The following is a 22,300-nucleotide window of genomic DNA, read 5'->3' on the forward strand; positions in this document are numbered from 1 at the left end:
GCGCCCAACGGCACCGTGGACGCCAAGACGCGGATCGACTATCTGCGCTCGCACGCGGACAAAGCCGATGTCGAGGGGCTCGTGTTCCAGGAAGCACTCCAGGCGGCCTCGCGGACCTGGGAGCTGACCAACGCCTTGAAGACCGCCGACGACGTGGCGAACCAGGCGAAGACGCAGGTCGAGGGCGCGGTCGGGAAATTGGAGGCGGCGTTCGCCGGGCTCGGTGAGCCCGGTTCCGGCGTGCCTGCGGCCCCCACCACCCCTGCCGCCACCGCACCGGCCGCCGCGTCGGGGACCCCGGTCGCCGCACCTTCGTCGCACCAATCGAGCCAGTCGCACCGATCGAGCCAGCTGATGTCCGGGCACAACGATTCGGGAACACACGGCACCTCGTCGAGCACGCCGCATCACGGCGGCCCGAGTTCCTCCGCGCCCACCGGCCCCATGCCGACCGGTGAGGTCGCGCAATGGATCGCCGAGGCGAAGCAGAAGCTCATCGCGATGGGGTACGACCCGGCGGAGATCGACGAGCGGGCCATCGCCCTGATCATCGAGCACGAGTCCGCGGGCAATCCGTACGCGGAGAACCGCTGGGACAGCAACTGGATGGCCGGGCATCCGTCGAAAGGTCTGATGCAGACCATCGACAGCACGTTCAACGCCTACAAGGCCCCCGGCCACGACGACGTCTGGAACCCGGTGGACAACATCATCGCAGGCGTGCGGTACTCGATCGACCGCTACGGTTCGCTCGGCAACGTCCCCGGTGTCGCCGCCGTGAACTCGGGCGGCGCGTACCAGGGTTACTGACCCGTTCACGGCCATGACCTGTGCCCGTCGAGCCGCCGCCGTGGGCCACCCGCCGCGCTCTCGCGCCCGGCCCCGTGCACGCAAGACCTCGTTTCTGCTGGCCCAGATCCCGGCAGACGGACTATTAAGGAGGTACGGACGGCTCGACGCGAGGGTGTGACGTACGCCCCGTAAAGTCGTCACAACAGCACCGCACGAAGAAAACGCGGCACACCGTGCAGCGCGAGGAGCACAAGTGTCACTCGATCAGCCACTCGCCCCGCTTCCCCAGGAGGGCATGGGCTTTGCTTCGGCGTGGCCCGTCCGGGCTGGCGATGTGGATCCCTACAACCGGTTGCGGTTCGACGCCGTCGCCCGCTACCTGCAAGATATCGCCTGGGAAAATCTGCATTCGACGTTCTTCCATCGGACCGACCCGAACTGGATCGTCCGGCGCACGGTGATCGACGTGATCCGGCCGATTCTGTGGCCGGATGAGGTGCGCCTGCTGCGCTGGTGCTCGGCGATGTCCACCCGGTGGACCAACATGCGCGTGCGGATCACCAGCGGCAACGGCGGGCTGATCGAGACCGAGGGCTTCTGGATCAATATCAGCGAGTCCACCGGCATGCCCGCGCGGATCAGCGACGATGGCCTCGCCTACCTCGCCCGTACGTCCACCGAGCACCGCTTGCGGTGGCGGCCCTACCTGACCGATGCCACACCGCCGGAGTCGGACACCGATTTACCGTTCCCGGTGCGCGCCACCGACATCGATCAGTACAACCACGTCAACAACGCCTGCTACTGGCAAGCGGTGGAACAGTTCCTGGTCGAATATCCGAAACTGCTCGCGGGTCCGCATCGCGCGGTGATCGAATACGTGGCGCCGGTACTGGCCCGCCAGCACGTCAGCGTGCGCAGCCGGTACGAACCCGGGGACCGGAGCGGCCAGCCGGTGCTGCGGCTGTGGTTCGTCGTCGGCGGGACCACCACGACGGTGGTCCGCATCATGCCCCTGCCCGCCTCTCCGGGTATTTAGGCCGTACCAGTCAGGTTGACGCGGGATTCGCGTTGAGGTCCTGCGTGGGGTGCCGCTCGGTTTTTGGGCGTACCCGGTGAGTTACCCATGTGCTTGCGAGACCAGTCGGCCGGTTCCGTTGAATCCGTTGCCGCTGGGGCGGCTGCGCGAGCGGTTCGCCGGTCCGCGCCCGCGGAGCGGCCGGTCCGGCCGAATGATCCGGCCGGTTGCTCGCCGAACCGGACCCGTGGCGGCTGCGTCGCTGCACGGTTGGCGCATCGTCGGGCGGGCTCCTGAGCAATCGCTCGGATCGTCGGCGATCAGCGAAGGGAGCCGGTCGGGTCGTGGGTGATCCGACCGGCGTCCTGGATCGTCAGCCGCGGGCGGCTTTGAGCAGGTCTTCGCGGGTGGTGAACTTGACCCGCGGGCGGCCTGCGGACTTGCCCGCGGACTTTTCCGCCTGGTCGATCGCCCGCCAGCCCGCACGGTCCACCAAGTCGGCCTGGCGCTCGGCGAGCAGCGCCTTCAGCGCGGCGCGGTCGGCCTGCGGAGCGGCGAGTTTGCCCGCGGTGAAGTCGGCGAGCAGCAACTCCACCGTCTCCTCGGCGTCGGTCCGGTTGGAACCGATGACGCCGCGTGGTCCCCGCTTGATCCATCCGCTGACGTACACGCCGCTCAGCAGCGTCCCGTCGTCGCCGACGACCCGGCCGTGCTCGTTCGGCACGACGCCGCGCCGCTCGTCGAACGGCAGCTCGCCGATCCGCTCGCCGCGGTAGCCGATGGAGCGCAGCACCAGCGAGGTCTCGATGCTCTCGGTGCGGTCGGTCGGCCGCGCCACCAGCTGACCGTCTTCTTCGAACATCTCGTTGTGCACGATCTCGATGGACTCCACCCGATCGGTGCCGGTGAGCGCGGCGGGCGAGGTCAGATAGCGGAACACGATCCGCTTGTTGCCCTCGGCCCTGCGACCGCCCGCGTACTCCTTGGCCAGGGTGTACTTCAACGCCAGCGACGGCTCGATCTCCGGGTCGTCCACGATCGCCTGGCTGGCGTGGTCGAGTTCCAGATCGGTCTCGTCCACGACGACATCCACGCCCTTCAGATGTGCGAGCGCGAGGAACTCCGGCGAGGTGTAGGCCGCCTGCAGCGGACCGCGCCTCCCGAGCACGACCACCTCGCGGATATTGCTCTTCCGCAGAGCGTCCAGCGCGTGATCGGCGATATCGGTCTTGGCGAGTTCGTCCGGATCGACGGTCAGCACGCGCGCCACGTCCAAGGCGACATTGCCGTTGCCGACGATCACCGCACGCTCGCCGGACAGGTCGAAGGTCCGGTCGGCGTAGTCGGGATGGCCGTTGTACCAGGCGACGAACTCGGTGGCGGAGTGGCTGCCCGGCAGGTCCTCGCCCGGGATGCCCATCCTGCGATCGCTGGAGGCGCCGACCGCGTAGATCACGGCGTGGTGGTGGCGCAGCAGTTCCTCGTGCGAGATGTGCGTGCCCACTTCGACATTGAGGTAGTACTGCAGCGTCTCGCGGCGGAACGCGGACTCGAACATGCCCGAGACCGTCTTGGTGCCCGGATGGTCGGGCGCGACACCCGCCCGCACCAGACCCCACGGGGTGGGCAGCCGGTCGAACATCTCGACTTCCACGTCGGCCCTGCGGAGCAGTTCGTCGGCCGCGTAGCAGGCCGCGGGCCCGGCGCCGACGATCGCGACGCGCAGAGTGCCCAGCTCCTTCGGCGGACGCGAGGGCGTGACGATCGGATCGAAGTTCGATTCCAGCGGATGCCGTTGGAAATAGGCGGCATTGATGTCGCGGAATCGCGCCAGCGACGCGGTCAGGTCGTCCTCGGAGAAGATGGCCTCCACCGGGCACGCGTCGACACAGGCGCCGCAGTCGATACAGGTGTCGGGGTCGATGTAGAGCATCTCGGTCGTCGCGAACTCCGGCTGGTCCGGAGTGGGACGGATGCAGTCGACCGGGCACTCGGAGACGCAGCTGGCGTCGTTGCAACAACGCTGCGTGATTACGTAGGCCATATTGTGCTGATCCTCGAAGAAGTACGTGGGCTGTGGCCACCCAGGGGTTGTGGTGGACAGATGAGCGGCGTCCGTCACGTCCGCCGCGAGGGTCGCCCACGGCGGCGCGTGATGTGATGCCGCTTTCAGTTTGCCTCGAGTGTGGTCGAGACCTCTCGCCCGGAGGGCTTACCGTATCTCCATGGCGCGGACTCTGATCCTGATGCGGCACGGCAAGTCGGCCTACCCGGACGGCGTCGACGATCACGAGCGACCGCTGGCGCCGCGGGGCAGGCGCGAGGCCGGACTCGCGGGCGAGTGGTTGCGCGCGACCCAGCCGCCGATCGACGCCGTGCGTTGCTCCACCGCCACGCGAACCAGGCAGACGCTGTCGGCCACCGGCGTCGAGGCGCCGGTCGTGTTCGAGCCCGGGATCTACGGGGCGGCGCCGGAGACGCTCATCGAGCTCGTCCGCCTCAGCGACGACGACGTGGCGACACTGCTGGTCGTCGGCCACGCGCCGGGCATGCCGTGGACGGCTTGGGAACTGGCGAGCAATCGCGACAGCGCCCCTGCGGTCGAACTCAGCCGGAAGTTCCCGACTTCAGCGCTCGCGGTACTGCGCTTCGACCGCGACTGGGCGGACGTCGATCCGGGTACCGGTGAGCTGGTGCGATTCCACATCCCGCGCTGACCGCACGCGATTCGCCACGCGCGGTCAGCGCAGTAACCTGCCGCCGACCACGACGACCGCACCGAGCACGAGCAGCAGCGCGAACGCGGCGAGTCCCCCGAACAACCACCACACCACGCCGAGCGCGAGCGCGAACGGCGCGATCGCTATCGCGGTGATCACCGGGCTTTCCTTGACCGTCGCCCAGGCCGAACGAGCCCTGATCCGGTCGATGTCCTTTCCAGGCATGTGCCCAGGGTAGGCCGGAAACGGGGACTTTGTCGGTGCACGGTGGAATGCTCGCCCGATGGATTGGAAAATCGAGCTCGTCGCCATCCCGGTAACCGATGTCGACCGCGCCAAGGACTTCTACACCAAGATCGGCTTCAACGCCGACCACGACCACCGGGTCAACGAGAACCTGCGCTTCGTCCAGCTGACTCCGCCCGGCTCCGGCTGCTCGATCTGTCTGGGCGAGGGCATCACCGACGCGGCGCCGGGCAGCGTCCGCGGCATGCAGATGGTGGTCGCCAGCGCGGAGGACGCCTACCAGCAGTTGATCGCCGCCGGCGTGGACGCAACGCCGGTCGAGGACCTCAGCTGGGGCCTGTTCACCTTCTTCGCCGATCCGGACGGCAACAAATGGGCGGTCCAGCAGCTGCCCGACTACAGCAGCTGACCGACGCGCGTCCCTCGGCCGCCCGGAGCACCCCGCCCGGGCGGCGAGCGTTGCCGCGCGTTCGGCCACCGCGTCGTCGACCGGTTCGCCGGTGACGAGCGAATTCCCGTCAGGCCTGTCACGATCCTGAGGCAAATTTCCTCTCGTTTAGGTGGTCCTGTGAACATCGCCCGGGTCTCGCACCGGTTCGTCGAGGTCGACGGCGTGCGCGTCTTCTATCGAACGGCCGGACCGGCCGACGCCCCCACGCTGCTCCTGCTGCACGGCTTTCCGTCCGCTTCCCATCAGTTCCGCAGACTCATCGACGCCCTCGGCGACCGCTACCACGTCGTCGCGCCGGACTACCCCGGCTTCGGGCACACCGAGGCGCCCGCCGACTTCCACTACTCGTTCGACTCGCTCGCCGACGTCCTGGAAGGTTTCGTCGACGCGCTCGGCTCGACCCGGTTCGTCATGTACGTCTTCGACTTCGGCGGTCCGGTCGGCTTCCGGCTGGCCACCAGGCGACCGGAGCGCATCGCGGGCTTGGTGATCCAGAACGCCAACGCCTACACCGAGGGGCTGTCCGAACTCGCGCGTCAGACCGTCGCCAACCGGCCGGGCGTGCCCGGCGCCGAGGAGAACATCCGGCAGATCCTCACCTTGCCGGTGACCCAGAGCCAGTACCTGGGCGGCACCACCGATTCCGAGCTCGTCGCACCGGACGGCTGGGTGCTGGACCAGTACTTCCTGGACCGTCCCGAGCGGCAGCGGGCACAGATCGCGCTCGGCTTGGACTACCACTCCAACGTCGAGCTCTACCCCGAGTGGCAGCACTGGCTGCGGACGTACCGTCCGCCCACGCTGATCGTCTGGGGACGCAACGACGCCTTCTTTCCCGAGCCGGGCGCACACGCCTATCTCCGCGACCTACCGGACGCCGATCTGCACGTCTTCGATACCGGGCATTTCGCGCTCGAGGAGTTCCTCCCGGAGATAGCCCCGCTGGTCGCCGACTTCGTCGACACCGTCGCGCGGCGGGGCGCGGAGCCGGTCACGCGGTGATCTCGACGGCCGCGGGAAACAGCCGGAGAATTGGTCTTGCTTGGAGTGCACTCCAGGTGATTAGCGTCGTCAGTGTTCAACGAGAAGGGCGAGTGCAGTGAGCGAGCGTCAGCGAGTGAACCGCGTCAGCGAGGTTCGGGCATGAGCGAAACCGCGTCTCCGGTGACCGCGAGCGACGACCGGGAGCTGCCGCGGTATTCGATCGGCGAGGTGTCCGAGCGTTCGGGCCTGAGCCGGGATACCTTGCGCTGGTACGAACGGATCGGGCTGATGGACTACATCGGCCGGGACCACTCCGGCAAGCGCCGCTTCAGCGACCGGGATCTGGAATGGCTGGCGCTGATCGGGCGGCTGCGCACGACCGGCATGTCGGTGGCGGACATGGTTCGCTACGCCGAGCTGGTGCGAACGGGAGACGCCACACTCCCGCAACGGCTGGAGATGTTCCGGCACACCCGCGCCGAGGTACTCGCCAAGATCGATGAACTTCGTCAGACCGTGGCCGTGCTGGACTACAAGATCGCCCTGTACGAGGGCAAACTCGAGGCAGATCCGCAGGCCATGGTCACCGCGCACGACAGCGAAGGGATCAAGCTATGACAAGCACGGACAGCCTGCCCACCACCACCCTGGGGACCAGCGGCATCGAGGTGGGGACGCAGGGTCTGGGCTGCATGGGCATGAGCGAGTTCTACGGGCCGAGCGATCTCACCGAATCCAGGGCGACCCTGGATCGCGCGCTGGAACTGGGTGTCACCCTGTTCGACACGGCCGATGTGTACGGCGCCGGGCACAACGAGGAATTCCTCAGCGATTTCGTCGGCGCCGAGCGCGACCGGCTGGTGATCGCCACCAAGTTCGGGATCGTCCGCAAGGCCGATGACCCGGCCTACCGTGGCTTCGACAACTCCCCCGCCTACATCCGCGCCGCGGTGGAAGGCAGCCTGCGCAGGCTGCGGGTCGACACCATCGATCTGTACTACATGCACCGCAAGGACCCCGCCGTGCCGATCGAGGACACGGTCGGCGCGATGGCGGAGTTGGTGCGCGAAGGCAAGGTCCGCGCGCTCGGCCTGTCCGAGGTGACGGGCGCCGAACTGCGGGCGGCGCACGCGGTGCATCCGATCGCGGCCGTGCAGTCGGAATGGTCGCTGTTCTCCCGGGACGTCGAACGCACCGTGGTGCCCGCGGCCGCGGAGCTGGGTGTGACCTTCGTGCCGTACTCGCCGCTGGGTCGCGGCTTCCTGACCGGATCGTTCACCGGCACCGCGGACACGAGCGATTTCCGTTCCACGATGCCGCGCTTCACCGGCGAGAACGCGGCGCGCAACGCCGAGTTGCTCGGCCCGCTGCGGGCCATCGCCGAGGCGCGCGGCATCAGCCTGGCGCAGGTGGCGCTGGCCTGGGTGCACGCACAGGCCGGCGTGCACGACCTCGCGGTGGTCCCGATTCCCGGCACGCGCAGCCGCACCCGGCTCGCTGACAACGTGGCCGCCGCGACCATTTCGCTCACCGCCGACGAGCTGGCGACACTGGAGCCGATCGCGAGTCAGGTGACCGGCACCCGGTACGCGGACATGTCTTTCACGTCGGCGGGCCGGGAATAACCCACCCACGAGATCAGGAGACGCTCATGCCGACGTTGACGCTCAACGTTCGATTCACCGCCAAGCCGGGTCGTGCGGCGGAGCTGAAGGATCTGCTGCAGGGCATGATCAAACCGACGCTCGCCGAGGAGGGCTGCGTCGGTTACGAGCTCTACCTGCATCCCACCGACGAGAGCCGGATGGTGCTGCTGGAGGAGTGGGCCGATGAGGACGCCTTGGCGGCGCACTTCCAGACGCCGCACCTGAAGGCCTTGGCCACGGCGTTGCAGGACGTTCTGGTCGAACCGTTCCAGCTGCGACGGTTCATCGAGGTCGGGTGAGCGCTGTGGTGGTCCGGGCCGTGCACGGTCCCGGACCACCACAGGCGGCGTCTTCGACCCCGGACCGAAGTCCGCTTATCCAGCCCGGCCCGTCTGCGCCGTTCACCTGCGGCGGCTAACATCCCACGAATATGAGCCCCGAAGCACCACGAGACCGCGTCTGGATCGACAAGCGGACGCCGACCGCGTTCCGCGCGCTGAACGGCGTCGCGAGCGAGGTCAGGGCCGCCGCGGCGGCGGTGGGGCTGGATCGCCGGATCATCGAACTGATCAACCTGCGCGTCTCCCAGATCAACGGCTGCGCGTACTGCCTCGACGTGCACTACCGGGCCGCCTTGGCGGCCGGGGCCACCGAGCAGGAGATCGCGGTGCTGCCGGGGTGGCGACGCGGCGGCACGTACACCCCGTTCGAGCAGGCCGTGCTCGCGATCGCGGAAGTGACCGCGACGCTTCCGGACGAGCGCGCCATCGAGCGTGAGTACGCTTCCGCTCGCCGGTATCTGACGGATGATCAGCTGTCGGTCGTCATCTGGGTGGCCACCACGATCGGCGCGTTCAACCGGGTCTCGATTCTCAGCAGTCACCCGGTCCGCGCACGGAAGGAGAAGGGAACCATGACCGAATCGGCTTCGGAATCCAAGGTCGTCCGCAATGACGAGCGGCATCGCTACGAGGTGTTCTACGGCGGGGAGCAGGCCGGCTTCGCCGACTACGAGGAACGCGACGACGAGACGGTGTTCACGCACACCGAGGTCGACGGCGCGTTCTCCGGGAAGGGCCTCGGCTCGGTCCTGGCCAAGAGCGCGATCGAGGACGTCATCGAGCGGGGACGGGTGATCCGCCCGGTGTGCCCGTTCATCAAGGCGTACCTGGACAAGCACCCCGACTACGACAAGCACGTGATCGGCAAAGGCGTCGATCGGTGAGTGATCTGGATCCGCGCCCGGCCGAGACGCTGTGTGAACCCGCAGCGGGCCCCGGCCCGGTCGCGGAGCGGTATCCGGCCCGCGAGGTGCCGCTCGGCGGCGTGCGCGGCGTGTACGTCGAACGTGTGCTGCCGCAGCGCGATCTGCCTACCGTCGGCGCGTGGTGCTTCCTGGACCACTTCGGCTCGCCGACGGTCACCAAGACCGACGCTCCGCCGGACATCGACCCGCATCCGCACATCGGCCTGCAAACCGTGACCTGGCCGTTCGAAGGCCGCATCCGGCATCGCGACTCGGTCGGGTCGGACGTGGAGATCGAACCCGGTCAGCTCAACCTGATGACCTCAGGGCGCGGCATCGCGCATTCCGAGTACGCGGTGCCCGGCGCTCCGGCCGGGCACGGCTTGCAGCTGTGGATCGCGCTGCCGGGCGATCGCACCGGCATCGCCCCGCATTTCGAACAGCACCGGGAACTGCCGGTCGTCGACACGCCCGGCCTGCGGGCGATCGTGCTGATCGGATCACTGGCCGGTCAGACCTCACCCGCCATCGCCTACACGCCCATCGTCGGCGCCGACGTGCGGCTCGAGCCCGGAGCCGATGTCGCGCTCCCGCTCGAGCCTCGTTTCGAGCACGCCGTGCTGGTGATCGAGGGTGAGGTGACCGTCGCGGGCCATGAACTCGCTCCCGGACCGCTGCTGTACCTGGGCACCGAACGCGACGAACTCCGGCTCACCAGTTCCGGCGGCGCGCACTTCGCGTTGATCGGCGGGGAACCGTTCGGCGAAGAACTGGTGATGTGGTGGAACTTCGTCGGCCGCAGCCACGAGGACATCGTCGCCGCCCGCGCCGATTGGGAGCATCACGACGTCACCCGGTTCGCCGATATCGCGGGCCACACCCCGCGGCAGCGCATACCCGCGCCGCCGCTGCCCGGACTGCACCTGAAGCCGCGCAAGCGCCGGATCGGCCCGGCCCGGGACTGAACCCCGCCGCCGTCTCATCCGGCTCCTGGCAGCCCTGGCGCCGTCGTCAGCGCCGCCCCACCTCGGCCCAGCGGCCGGAGCCGGACGGCGGCGGTATGCGTGCCCCGGCCGCCGATCCCGGTGATGGCATCGACCACACGCTTCGGCTCCGCGACCGGAGCCGAAGCGCACGGATTCAGCCGCGGGCGAGCAGCGCGTCCAGTGCGCGGTAGCTCTCGTTGAGCCCGGACTCCATGCCGGACTGCAGCATGCCGTCCCGCTCTTGCGGCGTGTGGAACTGACCGTCGGTGACCACCTTGGTGCGGCCGTCGCCGAGATCGACGAAGCTGACGCTGTCGATCGCCACGTGGGCGGGCATGCCGTCCCACTCGAAGGAGTACACGATGCGCTCCTGCGGGGTGATCTCGCGGAAGCGGCCCTCGAAGCCGTGAGCTTCCCCGTCGGCGTGCTCGACGAAGCGCCAATGCCCTCCGGCACGGAACTCCCAGCGCTCGATGTCGAGCCGGTTGCCGCGACCCCACCACTGGGCGAGCTGTTCGATCCTGCTGTAGGCGTCCCACACGCGCTCGCGCGGTGCGTCGAAGATCCGCTCGATGTGAATCGTGCGGTCGGTGTCGGCCGTGATGACCGCGTCGTTCGTGGTTGTGCTCATCGCTCCTGCTCCGTTCGTCCGAGGAATTCGCCGAGACGGTCCAGCCGCGCTTCCACCATCCGCCGGTAGCCCTGCATCCAGGCCACTTCGCGGTCGAAGACGTTGTCGCCGAGGCGGCAGTACCGCACCCGGCCACGTTTCTCCGTGACCACCATGCCCGCCGCCTCCAGCAACTGGATGTGCTTCTTGATGCCGGTGAGCGTCATCTCGAAGCGCTCCGCCAGCTCGCTGACGGTCGCGGGCCCACTGCCGAGGCGTTCGAGGATGCCACGCCGGGTGGGATCCGCGAGCGCCCCGAAGGAAGCGTCCAAGAAGTCATACTGAACCATCTAGTTCAGTGTTTCGCAGAAGGGCGCGGACGTCAAGAGGGAATTTCGCACTGGCTCAACCCTTCTGATCGAGCCCGCCGAGCGGTATCTTGTCCGGACGAACCGGACACGGGGGCGGGACACGGAAAGAGCACGATGAGGATCTCTCAATTCACCGCGACGACCCTGGTTGCGTTGGCTGCCACCGCACTCACCACGAGCGCCGCGCACGCGCAGCCCGCGCTCGCCGACGCGCCGCTCGACCTGCACGGCACGTTCCATCAGGTCGCCTACGAGGTCGCCGCCAGCGAAGATCGCCGTGCCGCGGTGGCGACCCTCCAGGACGGAACGTTCGAGCTGACCCACGACGACCGGGTGGTGACGGTCGCCGATCGCGACGGCCAGATCGTCGCCGCCCTGCCGATGACGCTGCGCATCGGCGACCAGCGGGTGGCGCTGCGACCCGTACTGGAGGACGCGGGCCATCGCCTCACCGTCGCGCCGGTCGCGATGACCGACGGACCGGTGCGCGACATCGGCGCCCAGGAGCGGTTCTACGCCGAGGCCGAGAAGGTCATGCCGACCATCCTGGCGGGCGCGGGCATCGGCGCCGCCATCGGCTTCATCGTCGGATTCCCGCTCGGCCTGTTCGTGATCGACTTCATCACGGTCCCCGTCGCCGCGGTCGCGGGCGCCGCGATCGGCGCGATGGCCGGGTACGTCATCGGCGGTGGACAGCCTGCCGTCGACGCGGCGCTCGAGTACGTCACCGCGCCCTAGTCGAGCCGGTCGGCGGGCGTCAGCCGCTGCGTGCCGATCACGCGCAGCAGGTCGAGCTTCTCGGCCGCGTCCGTGCCCGGGCGCGGTAGGTAGACCAGCAGGCGCTGGGCGGCATTGGGCGTGAGCAAGGTTTCGCAGACGATGTCGATCAGGCCGACCTGCGGATGCAGGATGCGTTTGATATCCGAAAGGCGCACGGCTACTTGGTGTTCGTCCCAGAGCCGGTCGAATTCGGTGCTGTCGGAACGCAGTCGCGCGACGAGTTCGATCACGTCGGCATCGGCCGCCCGGCGTGCGGCCGTGGCGCGCAGATCCGCGACATGATGGCGGCTGAGCCGGTCCCAATCCTCCTCGGGGAAGTTCGCGCGCGAGGAGGGATCGGTGAACCAGCGGTAGGAGTAGTACCGATCCCAGCCGCGCCGTTCGCCGTGATCGCCGACCAGCAACGTGTGCATCCGGTTCTGCACGAGCACCTCGCCGAGATCGGTGACGACCGTGGCCGCGGTGTCGTCGAGCTTGGCGAGCAGGTGCATCAGGCCGGGGCCCACGTGCTTGTCGGTCGTCTCGCGCCCCGGCGGGGCATGGTCGCACAGATGGTAGAGGTGGTCGCGTTCGTCGTTGCCGAAACGCAGAGCGCGTGCGAGCGAGGCGAGCACCTGGGTGGACGGACGCGGACCGCGTGACTGCTCGAGCCGGGTGTAGTAATCGGTCGAGATGCCCGCGAGCAAGGCGACCTCGTCGCGGCGCAGCCCCGGCGTACGCCGCCGGATGCCGGGCGCCAGCCCCACGTCGGCGGGCGTGAGCTGCTCCCGGCGGCGGCGCAGGAAATCGGCGAGTTCTGGGCGGTCCATGCCCCTTACTGTCCCCCGAAACGGCGTGCTCAGCCAGGGATCGCCACTCCCCCGATAAACGATCTCTCCCGCATCGCTCGCGACCGGCGCAGGCTGGTCCCATGACGACAACGAAGATCGACGAAGTGCGGCTGGGAGCCACCGGTCCGACCGTCAGCCGCATCGGCCTCGGGGCGATGAGCATGTCCGGCGCATACGGCGCCACCGATGACGCCGAGTCGACCGCGACGATCCATGCGGCGCTCGACTCCGGCGTCAATCTCATCGACACCGGCGATTTCTACGGCGCGGGCCACAACGAGATGCTGATCGGCAAGGCCATCGCCGAACGTCCCCGCGAGGACGTGGTGCTGAGCGTGAAGTTCGGCGCGCTGCGCGGACCCGACGGCGCGTTCGTCGGCCTGGACAACCGGCCTGCCGCGCTGCGCAACTTCCTGACCTACAGCCTCCAGCGGCTCGGCGTCGACCACATCGACATCTACCGCCCCGCCCGGCTGGATCCGCAGGTGCCGATCGAGGACACCATCGGCGCCATCGGCGAACTGATCGAGGCCGGGTACGTGCGCCATGTGGGCCTGTCCGAAGTCGGCCCGGAAACCATCCGGCGCGCGGCGGCCGTACATCCCGTCGTGGACCTGCAGATCGAGTATTCGCTGCTCTCCCGGGGGATCGAGGAGCGCATCCTGCCCGTCTGCCGCGAACTCGGCATCGGCATCACGGCCTACGGCGTGCTCTCGCGCGGTCTGCTCAGCGACGCGATCCAGCCCGGCGCCACCTTCGCTCCGAACGATTTCCGCGCACACAGCCCGCGTTTCCAGGGCGAGAACCTGGACCGGAATCTGGAATTGGTCCGCGCGCTCAACGAGATCGCGGCCCGCAGGGGCGCCTCGGTGGCGCAACTGGCCATCGCCTGGGCGCTGACCCGCGGCGCGGACATCGTGCCGCTCATCGGTACCCGCCGACGCGAACGCTTGGCGGAAGCCGTTGGTGCACTGGACCTCTCGCTCACCGATGAGGAGCTGTCCACCATCGATGCGGCGGTACCCGCCGACCGGGTCGCCGGCGAACGCTACGCCACGGCACAGATGGCGATGCTCGACAGCGAACAGTGAGATCGGGTCCGGAGCGTGGTCGCCTGGCCGCGCTTGGGACCACCCTCCGCGCGGGGTAGCCCACCCCGGTTCGAACCTCCTATCTCAAACGCCCCGGACCACGGTGTTGCCGTGGCCATCCCCTTGTTGAGCGCTTGGCGGCTCACTCCCAACGTATCGGCCCCTGGCCGTGGCGCACCGCCGGTCATTCCGAGCGGAGCATCCCCGGCGCGATCAGGACCGACGCGGACGCAGCACGGCTGTGAATGCCGCTGCGGCAACGGCCTTTCCAGTGGCGTCGGTGATGTCCACCGGCACCTCCAGTTCGAGCGGCACTCGGGCCTCGATATCCGCCCGCATCTTCGCCAACGTCTCGTCGGAGAACGCGGAAGTGGCCCGGAACGGCCCCGCTTCCCCTTTCGCACGGGCTTTGTACTCGATACGCCCGTCCTTGGCGACGATGAACGTATTTCTCATCAGATCGACGATGCCCGACACCGACGCGCCCATCGCCGCCGTCTCCGCCATCCCGAACAACACCGCGGCGTGCAGATCTCGCGAAACGAGTCCGGCCCCCGCTCCAGAACGGAGCGGGGGCCGGATGCCTTACGGCCGACGGATCAGCGGTAGTCGCTGAAGCCGTAGTCGTCCAGCGGAACCGCGGCGCCGGTGGTCTGACCGAAGCTGTCCGGGCTGTAGTAGGTGTCGTCGTAGGACGGCACCGCGTACGCGGCGGCACGGGCTTCCTCGGTCGGCTGCACCTGGATGTTGCGGTAGCGGTTGATACCGGTACCGGCCGGGATCAGCTTGCCGATGATCACGTTCTCCTTGAGGCCGATGAGCTTGTCGGAGCGGCAGTTGATCGCCGCGTCCGTCAGAACTCGGGTGGTCTCCTGGAAGGACGCCGCCGACAGCCACGAGTCGGTGGCCAGCGACGCCTTGGTGATACCCATCAGCACCGGGCGACCCGCCGCGGGCTCGTTGCCCTCGGCGACGACGCGACGGTTGGCGGCCTCGAACTCGGCGCGCTCGGTGAGCGAGCCGGGCAGGAACTCCGTGGCGCCCGAGTCGATGATCGTCACGCGACGCAGCATCTGGCGCACGATGACCTCGATGTGCTTGTCGTGGATCGACACACCCTGCGAGCGGTAGACCTCCTGGACCTCGTGGACCAAGTGGACCTGGACCTGCCGGGGGCCCATGATGCGCAGCACCTCGTGCGGATCCGCCGCGCCTTCCAGCAGCTGCTGGCCGACCTCGACGTGGTCACCGTCGGAGAGCAGGCGCTCGGTGCCGTCGTCGTGCTTGAACACACGCAGACGCTGCCGCTTCGAGAGCTTGTCGTAGACAACCTCTTCGCCACCGTCATCCGGGATGATGGTGATCTTGTAGAAGCGATCGTCGTCCTCCAGCCGCACGCGACCGGAGACCTCGGCGATGGGCGCCTTGCCCTTCGGCACGCGCGCCTCGAACAGCTCCTGCACACGGGGCAGACCGCCGGTGATGTCGTCACCCGCGACACCACCCTGGTGGAAGGTGCGCATGGTCAGCTGGGTACCGGGCTCACCGATGGACTGCGCGGCGACGATACCGACGGCCTCACCGATGTCGACCAGCTTGCCGGTCGCCATCGAGCGGCCGTAGCAGGTCGCGCACACGCCGGTGCCGGTGGTGCAGGTCAGCACGGAGCGAACCTTCACCTCGGTGATGCCGGCCTCCAGCAGCGCCTCCAGCGCCGGATCGCCGAGATCGGCGCCCTTCGCCACGATGACGTTGCCCTGCGCGTCGAGCGCGTCGGACGCGAGCGTGCGCGCGTAGGTGGAGGTCTCCACGTGCGCGTCGCGGATGATCGAGCCGTCGAGCTGCTTCTCCGCGATCGGCACCACGATGCCGCGCTCGGTGCCGCAGTCGTGCTCACGGACGATGACGTCCTGCGAGACGTCCACCAGACGACGGGTCAGGTAACCCGAGTCGGCGGTGCGCAGCGCGGTGTCGGCCAGACCCTTACGAGCGCCGTGGGTGTTGATGAAGTACTCCAGAACCGTCAGGCCCTCACGGAAGGAGGACTTGATCGGCCGCGGGATGAACTCACCCTTCGGGTTCGTCACCAGGCCCTTCATACCGGCGAGGGTACGGGTCTGGGTGAAGTTACCCGTGGCGCCCGAGTCGACGATCGTGATGATCGGGTTGTCGGCCGGGTAGTGCGCGCGCAGCGCCTTACCGACCTCCTCGGTCGCCTCCTGCCAGATCTTGACCAGGGCGTTGTTGCGCTCCTGGTGATCGAGCGCACCACGCTGGTACTTCTTCTCGATCTGATCCGACTGCGCCTCGTAGCGCTCCATGATCTCGGCCTTCTCCGGCGGCACCAGCACGTCGGACATGGAAACCGTCACGCCGGAACGCGTGGCCCAGTAGAAGCCGGCGTCCTTGAGCTTGTCGACGGTCTGCGCGACCACGATCATCGGGTAACGCTCGGCGAGATCGTTGATGATCGTCGCCTGACGCTTCTTGGGCATCTGCTCGTTGATGAACGCGTAGTCCACCGGCAGCAGCTCGTTGAACAGCACCCGGCCCAGCGTGGTCTCGATGGTCCACGCGTCGCCGCGGCGCCAGCCCTCCGGGAACAGCCGCGCTTCGACGTCCTTCGGCGGACGCTGGTCGGTCAGCCGGACCTTGATCAGCGAACGCACGGTGAGCTCACCGCGGTCCACCGCCATCTGCGCCTCGGCTGGCGAGGAGTACACGCCCTGCTCCGGACCATCGGCGGTGGCCGGCTGGTAGGAGCCCTTCGCGCCCTCTTCCAGACGGGTCAGGTAGTACAGGCCGGTCACCATGTCCAGACGCGGCATGGCCAGCGGGCGGCCCGAGGCGGGCGACAGGATGTTGTTCGACGACAGCATCAGCACGCGAGCCTCGGCCTGCGCCTCCGCCGACAGCGGCAGGTGCACGGCCATCTGGTCACCGTCGAAGTCGGCGTTGAACGCTTCACAGACCAGCGGGTGCAGCTGGATGGCCTTGCCTTCCACCAGCTGCGGCTCGAAGGCCTGGATACCGAGACGGTGCAGGGTGGGCGCGCGGTTGAGCAGCACGGGGTGTTCGGCGATGACCTCTTCGAGGACGTCCCACACCTGCGGCCGCTGCCGCTCCACCATTCGCTTGGCCGACTTGATGTTCTGCGCGTGGTTCAGATCGACCAGGCGCTTCATCACGAACGGCTTGAACAGCTCCAGCGCCATCAGCTTCGGCAGACCGCACTGGTGCAGCTTCAGCTGCGGACCGACGACGATGACCGAACGGCCGGAGTAGTCGACGCGCTTACCGAGCAGGTTCTGACGGAAGCGGCCCTGCTTGCCCTTGAGCAGGTCGGACAGCGACTTGAGCGGACGGTTGCCCGGTCCGGTGACCGGACGGCCGCGGCGGCCGTTGTCGAACAGGGCGTCGACGGACTCCTGCAGCATCCGCTTCTCGTTGTTGACGATGATCTCGGGCGCGCCGAGGTCGATCAGTCGCTTGAGGCGGTTGTTGCGGTTGATCACGCGACGGTACAGGTCGTTCAGGTCCGAGGTGGCGAACCGGCCACCGTCGAGCTGAACCATCGGGCGCAGCTCCGGCGGGATCACCGGAACGGCGTCGAGCACCATGCCCATCGGCGAGTTGCCGTTGGCCTGGAACGCCGCGACGACCTTGAGCCGCTTGAGCGCGCGCAGCTTCTTCTGGCCCTTGCCGGTGCGGATGGTCTCGCGCAGCGACTCGGCCTCGGCCTCGATGTCGAAGCTCTCCATCAGCTTCTGGATGGACTCCGCGCCCATCGCGCCGGTGAAGTACTCGCCATAGCGGTCGACCAGCTCGCGGTAGAGCACCTCGTCGACGATGAGCTGCTTGGGCGCCAGCTTGGTGAAGGTGTTCCAGATCTCCTCCAGCCGGTCCAGCTCGCGCTGGGCACGGTCGCGGAGCTGGCGCATCTCACGCTCGCCGCCGTCCTTGACCTTGCGGCGGACGTCTGATTTGGCGCCTTCCGCCTCCAGCTCGGCCAGGTCGGCCTCGAGCTTCTGGGCGCGGGCCTCGAGGTCGGCGTCGCGCTGGTCGGCGACCGCCTTCTTCTCGACCTCCATCTCGGCCTCGAGCGTGGACAGCTCGTTGTGCCGCAGCTCCTCGTCGACCGCCACGATGACGTAGGCGGCGAAGTAGATGATCTTCTCCAGATCCTTCGGCGCCAGGTCGAGCAGGTAGCCCAGGCGCGAGGGCACGCCCTTGAAGTACCAGATGTGGGTGACCGGAGCGGCCAGCTCGATGTGGCCCATGCGCTCGCGGCGCACCTTGGCGCGAGTCACCTCGACGCCACAGCGCTCACAGATGATGCCCTTGAAGCGGACGCGCTTGTACTTTCCGCAGTAGCACTCCCAGTCCCGGGTGGGACCGAAGATCTTCTCGCAGAACAGGCCGTCCTTCTCCGGCTTGAGCGTGCGGTAGTTGATGGTCTCCGGCTTCTTCACCTCGCCGTAGGACCACTGACGGATGTCGTCGGCGGTGGCGAGGCCGATCCGAAGTTCATCGAAGAAGTTGACGTCTAGCACGTAACTTCCTTTCCCCTGTGCGGGTCGAATTCGAGCAAAAGTTCACTAGTTGGGTAATCCGTTGCGGGGGGCCGGATGCCGTGCGTCGACGGCATCCGGCCGACCGCCTAGTTCGCCAGATCGTCGACGGTGGCGGCTTCGTTCCTCGACAAATTGATGCCGAGGTTGGCCGCGGCGCGCTCCAGGTCCTCGTCCTCGCCTTCGCGCAGCTCGATCGCGGCGCCGTCGGACGACAGCACTTCGACGTTGAGGCACAGCGACTGGAGTTCCTTGAGCAGGACCTTGAACGATTCCGGAATGCCCGGCTCCGGGATGTTCTCGCCCTTGACGATCGCTTCGTAGACCTTCACGCGACCGACCACGTCGTCGGACTTGATAGTCAGCAGTTCCTGCAGGGTGTAGGCCGCACCGTAGGCCTGCATGGCCCAGCACTCCATCTCACCGAAACGCTGACCACCGAACTGCGCCTTACCACCCAGCGGCTGCTGGGTGATCATCGAGTACGGACCGGTCGAACGCGCGTGGATCTTGTCGTCGACCAGGTGGTGCAGCTTCAGGATGTACATGTAACCGACCGCCACCGGGTACGGGAACGGCTCACCCGAACGACCATCGAACAAGGTCGCCTTGCCGTCATCGTTGACCATGCGCTCGCCGTCGCGGTTGGGCAGCGTCGAGGACAGCAGACCGGTCAGCTCCTCCTCCCGCGCACCGTCGAAGACGGGCGTGGCGATGTTGGAGTCGGCCGGAGCGCCCAGCATCTCCTCCGGCAGCGCCTGCGCCCAATCCGGGCGGGAGCCGTCGGTGGCGACGTCGACCTTCCAACCTGCCTTGCCGATCCAGCCCAGATGGGTTTCCAGGATCTGGCCGATGTTCATACGCCGCGGCACACCATGGGTGTTGAGGATGATGTCGACCGGGGTACCGTCCGGCAGGAACGGCATGTCCTCGGTCGGCAGGATCTTGCCGATCACACCCTTGTTACCGTGCCGGCCGGCGAGCTTGTCACCGTCCTGGATCTTGCGCTTCTGCGCCACATACACCCGCACCAGCTCGTTGACACCCGGCGGCAGATCGTCGTCGTCCTCCCGGGAGAACACCCGGATACCGATCACCTTGCCGGACTCACCATGAGGCACCTTCAACGAGGTATCACGCACCTCACGCGCCTTCTCACCGAAGATCGCCCGCAACAGCCGCTCCTCCGGCGTCAGCTCGGTCTCACCCTTCGGGGTGACCTTGCCGACCAGGATGTCCCCGTCACGCACCTCCGCACCGATCCGCACGATGCCACGCTCGTCCAGATCCGCCAGCACCTCATCGGACACATTCGGGATATCCCGCGTGATCTCCTCCGCACCCAGCTTGGTGTCACGAGCATCGATCTCGTGCTCCTCGATATGAATCGAGGTGAGAACGTCCTCCTCCACCAACCGCTGCGACAGGATGATCGCGTCCTCGTAGTTGTGACCCTCCCACGGCATGATCGCCACCAACAGGTTCTTACCCAGAGCCATCTCACCGTTCTCGGTGCACGGCCCATCGGCCAGAACCTGGCCACGCTCCACCCGCTGACCCTCGTCCACGATCGGACGCTGGTTCGAGCAGGTGCCCTGGTTCGACCGGTTGAACTTGCGCATCCGGTAGCTCTTGCGCGTACCGTCGTCGGCCATCACGGTGACGTAGTCGGCGGAGACCTCCTCGACCACACCGGCCTTCTCGTTCACCACGACGTCACCGGCGTCGACCGCGGCGCGCAGCTCCATGCCGGTGCCGACGATCGGCGCCTCGGAACGGATCAGCGGAACCGCCTGACGCTGCATGTTCGCACCCATCAGGGCGCGGTTGGCGTCGTCGTGCTCGAGGAACGGGATCATCGCCGTCGCGACCGACACCATCTGGCGCGGCGAGACGTCCATGAAGTCGACCTCGTTGGCGGCGACGAGTTCGTTCTCCTCGTTGCCGCGGCGGCACAGGACCCGGTCCTCGAGGAAGCGGCCGTCCGCGCCGACCGGCGAGTTCGCCTGGGCGCGCACGTGGCGGTCCTCTTCGTCGGCGGTCAGGTAGACGACCTCGTCGGTGACCCGGCCGTCGACGACCTTGCGGTAGGGGGTCTCGATGAAACCGAACGGGTTGACCCGCGCGTAGACCGACAGCGAGCCGATCAGGCCGATGTTCGGGCCTTCCGGGGTCTCGATCGGGCACATGCGGCCGTAGTGCGACGGGTGGACGTCACGGACTTCCAGGCCGGCGCGCTCACGGGACAGACCACCGGGGCCCAGCGCCGAGAGGCGGCGCTTGTGGGTCAGGCCCGACAGCGGGTTGTTCTGGTCCATGAACTGCGACAGCTGGGACGTTCCGAAGAACTCCTTGATCGCGGCGACGACCGGGCGGATGTTGATCAGGGTCTGCGGCGTGATCGCCTCGACGTCCTGGGTGGTCATCCGCTCGCGGACCACGCGCTCCATGCGGGAGAGGCCGACCCGGATCTGGTTCTGGATCAGCTCGCCCACGGTGCGCAGGCGACGGTTGCCGAAGTGGTCGATGTCGTCCACTTCCACCGGAACCTCGACGCCACCGGGGGCGGTCATGGTCTTGTCACCCGAGTGCAGGCGCACCAGGTACTCGATGGTGTTGACGATGTCTTCCTTCGTCAGCACCGAACCGACGACCTGCTCGCCCACGTGGATGCCGAGCTTCTTGTTGATCTTGTACCGGCCCACGCGCGCCAGGTCGTAGCGCTTCTCCTTGAAGAACAGGTTCTCCAACAGGGTCTGCGCGGACTCCTTCGTCGGCGGCTCACCCGGACGCAGCTTGCGGTAGATGTCCAGCAGCGCCTCGTCCTGACCGGCGGTGTTGTCCTTCTCCAGGGTCGACATCATGATCTCGGAGAAGCCGAAGCGCTCGACGATCTCCTCGGTGGTCCACCCCAGCGCCTTGAGCAGCACGGTGACCGGCTGGCGGCGCTTGCGGTCGATGCGCACACCCACGGTGTCGCGCTTGTCCACGTCGAACTCCAGCCACGCGCCACGCGACGGGATGACCCGCACACTGTGCAGATCCTTCTCCGTGCCCTTGTCGACCGTGTGATCGAAATAGACACCCGGCGAACGCACCAACTGCGACACCACAACCCGCTCGGTGCCGTTGATGATGAACGTGCCCTTATCGGTCATCATCGGGAAATCACCCATGAAGACCGTCTGGCTCTTGATCTCACCGGTGTTGTTGTTGATGAACTCCGCCGTCACGAACAACGGAGCCGCATACGTCATGTCCTTGTCTTTGCACTCATCGATCGAGGCCTTGACCTCTTCGAAGCGCGGGTCGGAGAAGGACAGGGACATGGAGCCGGAGAAGTCCTCGATCGGGGAGAGCTCCTCGAGCACCTCCTCGAGGCCACCGACTAGGCCGACGTCGCCGCGAGCCGCCGCACGCTCGCGCCAATCCGGCGAACCGATCAACCAGGCGAACGATTCCGTTTGTAGGTCGAGAAGCCCGGGCACCTCCAAGGGTTCACGGATCTTCGCGAAAGACACCCGCAACGGGGCTCCGGGGATTCCGGCAACTGCCTTGGTCTGGGTGGAGACTGCCAAGATGCGTCCTTCCAGCACCTCATGCGCGTCGCGTGGTGGTCCGCGACCGTCGCTCTGTCTGCTACGAATTCCGCTGGTTACTACCCGAACGAAACTCGAACAGGCAACAACGGAAGTAACACCGGAAGGGTGAACTTACGTGTGCAAATCGAGGTATGGACAGGAGGCAGCCAGCGCAACGTCCAAACCTACACCCAAGTACACGGGGGTGTCAAAGTACCACCCGTGTGATCGTCCGCATGGCTGCCGCGCCGGGCCGAACTCGCTGGCTGCGTCCTTCAGGCGCGGTGCACTGGAAGCCACTGTGACAGCTGCCGCTGTTGTGAATAGCGTGACGGTTCGGGCGAAACTCGTCAAGTGGCAGGCCCGGCCGGAGCGCC

At 67.4% G+C, this 22,300-nt stretch carries 20 protein-coding genes; 12 read left to right on the forward strand and 8 right to left on the reverse strand.

Features of this window, described 5'->3' with window-relative positions; all coding sequences use genetic code 11:
• Both ON21_RS40255 and ON21_RS26105 read left to right on the forward strand, forming a co-directional pair.
• On the forward strand, nucleotides 1–810 hold an 810-nt coding region (locus ON21_RS40255), incomplete at its 5' end, for a transglycosylase SLT domain-containing protein (RefSeq protein ID WP_039801953.1).
• Between the two features lie 235 nt (nucleotides 811–1,045).
• Complete coding sequence (locus tag ON21_RS26105; RefSeq protein WP_039801955.1) at nucleotides 1,046–1,831, forward strand: acyl-[acyl-carrier-protein] thioesterase; 786 nt, start codon at nucleotides 1,046–1,048, stop codon at nucleotides 1,829–1,831.
• A 352-nt stretch (nucleotides 1,832–2,183) separates the two neighbouring features.
• Here ON21_RS26105 and ON21_RS26110 read toward each other — a convergent pair whose 3' ends face one another.
• Nucleotides 2,184–3,854 carry an FAD-dependent oxidoreductase gene (locus tag ON21_RS26110; protein ID WP_039801957.1) on the reverse strand — a complete coding sequence of 557 codons (1,671 nt, stop codon included), beginning with the start codon at nucleotides 3,852–3,854 and terminating at the stop codon, nucleotides 2,184–2,186.
• A 181-nt stretch (nucleotides 3,855–4,035) separates the two neighbouring features.
• Between ON21_RS26110 and ON21_RS26115 the strand changes: the two genes are divergently transcribed.
• On the forward strand, nucleotides 4,036–4,527 hold the full coding sequence (locus ON21_RS26115; protein WP_039801959.1) for a SixA phosphatase family protein: 492 nt from the start codon (nucleotides 4,036–4,038) through the stop codon (nucleotides 4,525–4,527).
• Nucleotides 4,528–4,551: 24 nt separating this feature from the next.
• Here ON21_RS26115 and ON21_RS26120 read toward each other — a convergent pair whose 3' ends face one another.
• Nucleotides 4,552–4,755, reverse strand: a complete 204-nt coding sequence (locus tag ON21_RS26120) for a hypothetical protein (RefSeq protein WP_039801961.1) — start codon at nucleotides 4,753–4,755, stop codon at nucleotides 4,552–4,554.
• 58 nt (nucleotides 4,756–4,813) lie between these two features.
• Between ON21_RS26120 and ON21_RS26125 the strand changes: the two genes are divergently transcribed.
• From ON21_RS26125 to ON21_RS26155, 7 genes are all read left to right on the forward strand, one after another.
• Nucleotides 4,814–5,185 carry a glyoxalase superfamily protein gene (locus tag ON21_RS26125; protein ID WP_039801963.1) on the forward strand — a complete coding sequence of 124 codons (372 nt, stop codon included), beginning with the start codon at nucleotides 4,814–4,816 and terminating at the stop codon, nucleotides 5,183–5,185.
• Nucleotides 5,186–5,344: 159 nt separating this feature from the next.
• Nucleotides 5,345–6,229 (forward strand): alpha/beta fold hydrolase, encoded by an 885-nt coding sequence (locus tag ON21_RS26130; RefSeq protein ID WP_039801966.1) that lies wholly within the window; start codon nucleotides 5,345–5,347, stop codon nucleotides 6,227–6,229.
• A gap of 141 nt (nucleotides 6,230–6,370) precedes the next feature.
• Nucleotides 6,371–6,829, forward strand: a complete 459-nt coding sequence (locus tag ON21_RS26135) for a MerR family transcriptional regulator (RefSeq protein ID WP_039801968.1) — start codon at nucleotides 6,371–6,373, stop codon at nucleotides 6,827–6,829.
• A complete protein-coding gene (locus ON21_RS26140) occupies nucleotides 6,826–7,836 on the forward strand; it encodes an aldo/keto reductase (RefSeq protein WP_039801970.1) in 1,011 nt (336 codons plus the stop codon). Before ON21_RS26135 ends, ON21_RS26140 begins: the two co-directional genes overlap by 4 nt.
• A 26-nt stretch (nucleotides 7,837–7,862) precedes the next feature.
• On the forward strand, nucleotides 7,863–8,156 hold the full coding sequence (locus tag ON21_RS26145) for a putative quinol monooxygenase (protein ID WP_039801972.1): 294 nt from the start codon (nucleotides 7,863–7,865) through the stop codon (nucleotides 8,154–8,156).
• A 131-nt stretch (nucleotides 8,157–8,287) separates the two neighbouring features.
• Entirely contained in the window at nucleotides 8,288–9,082 is a 795-nt protein-coding gene (locus ON21_RS26150; RefSeq protein ID WP_039801974.1) for an N-acetyltransferase, read from the forward strand.
• A complete protein-coding gene (locus ON21_RS26155) occupies nucleotides 9,079–10,068 on the forward strand; it encodes a pirin family protein (RefSeq protein WP_039801976.1) in 990 nt (329 codons plus the stop codon). Before ON21_RS26150 ends, ON21_RS26155 begins: the two co-directional genes overlap by 4 nt.
• Before the next feature lie 175 nt (nucleotides 10,069–10,243).
• Here ON21_RS26155 and ON21_RS26160 read toward each other — a convergent pair whose 3' ends face one another.
• Together ON21_RS26160 and ON21_RS26165 are read right to left on the reverse strand one after the other, a co-directional pair.
• Nucleotides 10,244–10,720: an SRPBCC family protein gene (locus tag ON21_RS26160; RefSeq protein WP_039801979.1), complete on the reverse strand. Its 477-nt coding sequence runs from the start codon at nucleotides 10,718–10,720 to the stop codon at nucleotides 10,244–10,246.
• The gene (locus tag ON21_RS26165; protein WP_039801981.1) at nucleotides 10,717–11,049 is read right to left on the reverse strand and encodes an ArsR/SmtB family transcription factor; all 333 of its coding nucleotides are present in this window, start codon (nucleotides 11,047–11,049) and stop codon (nucleotides 10,717–10,719) included. Before ON21_RS26165 ends, ON21_RS26160 begins: the two co-directional genes overlap by 4 nt.
• A 135-nt stretch (nucleotides 11,050–11,184) precedes the next feature.
• Between ON21_RS26165 and ON21_RS26170 the strand changes: the two genes are divergently transcribed.
• Nucleotides 11,185–11,808, forward strand: coding sequence for a DUF8020 domain-containing protein (locus ON21_RS26170; protein ID WP_039801982.1), 624 nt, complete (start codon nucleotides 11,185–11,187; stop codon nucleotides 11,806–11,808).
• Here ON21_RS26170 and ON21_RS26175 read toward each other — a convergent pair.
• Entirely contained in the window at nucleotides 11,805–12,659 is an 855-nt protein-coding gene (locus tag ON21_RS26175; RefSeq protein WP_039801984.1) for a helix-turn-helix transcriptional regulator, read from the reverse strand. The two genes, ON21_RS26170 and ON21_RS26175, sit on opposite strands and share 4 nt — an antisense overlap.
• Nucleotides 12,660–12,760: 101 nt before the next feature.
• Between ON21_RS26175 and ON21_RS26180 the strand changes: the two genes are divergently transcribed.
• Entirely contained in the window at nucleotides 12,761–13,771 is a 1,011-nt protein-coding gene (locus tag ON21_RS26180) for an aldo/keto reductase (RefSeq protein ID WP_039801986.1), read from the forward strand.
• Between the two features lie 213 nt (nucleotides 13,772–13,984).
• Here ON21_RS26180 and ON21_RS26185 read toward each other — a convergent pair whose 3' ends face one another.
• From ON21_RS26185 to rpoB, 3 genes are all read right to left on the reverse strand, one after another.
• Nucleotides 13,985–14,260: a hypothetical protein gene (locus ON21_RS26185; RefSeq protein ID WP_174372207.1), complete on the reverse strand. Its 276-nt coding sequence runs from the start codon at nucleotides 14,258–14,260 to the stop codon at nucleotides 13,985–13,987.
• 110 nt (nucleotides 14,261–14,370) lie between these two features.
• Nucleotides 14,371–18,324, reverse strand: coding sequence for a DNA-directed RNA polymerase subunit beta' (locus tag ON21_RS26190; RefSeq protein WP_039801988.1), 3,954 nt, complete (start codon nucleotides 18,322–18,324; stop codon nucleotides 14,371–14,373).
• Between the two features lie 107 nt (nucleotides 18,325–18,431).
• Nucleotides 18,432–21,938: a DNA-directed RNA polymerase subunit beta gene (gene rpoB, locus ON21_RS26195; protein ID WP_039801990.1), complete on the reverse strand. Its 3,507-nt coding sequence runs from the start codon at nucleotides 21,936–21,938 to the stop codon at nucleotides 18,432–18,434.
• Nucleotides 21,939–22,300 lie beyond the last annotated feature (362 nt).

The sequence above is a fragment of the Nocardia araoensis NBRC 100135 genome, assembly GCF_000308435.1.
Classification (GTDB): Bacteria; Actinomycetota; Actinomycetes; order Mycobacteriales; family Mycobacteriaceae; genus Nocardia; species Nocardia araoensis.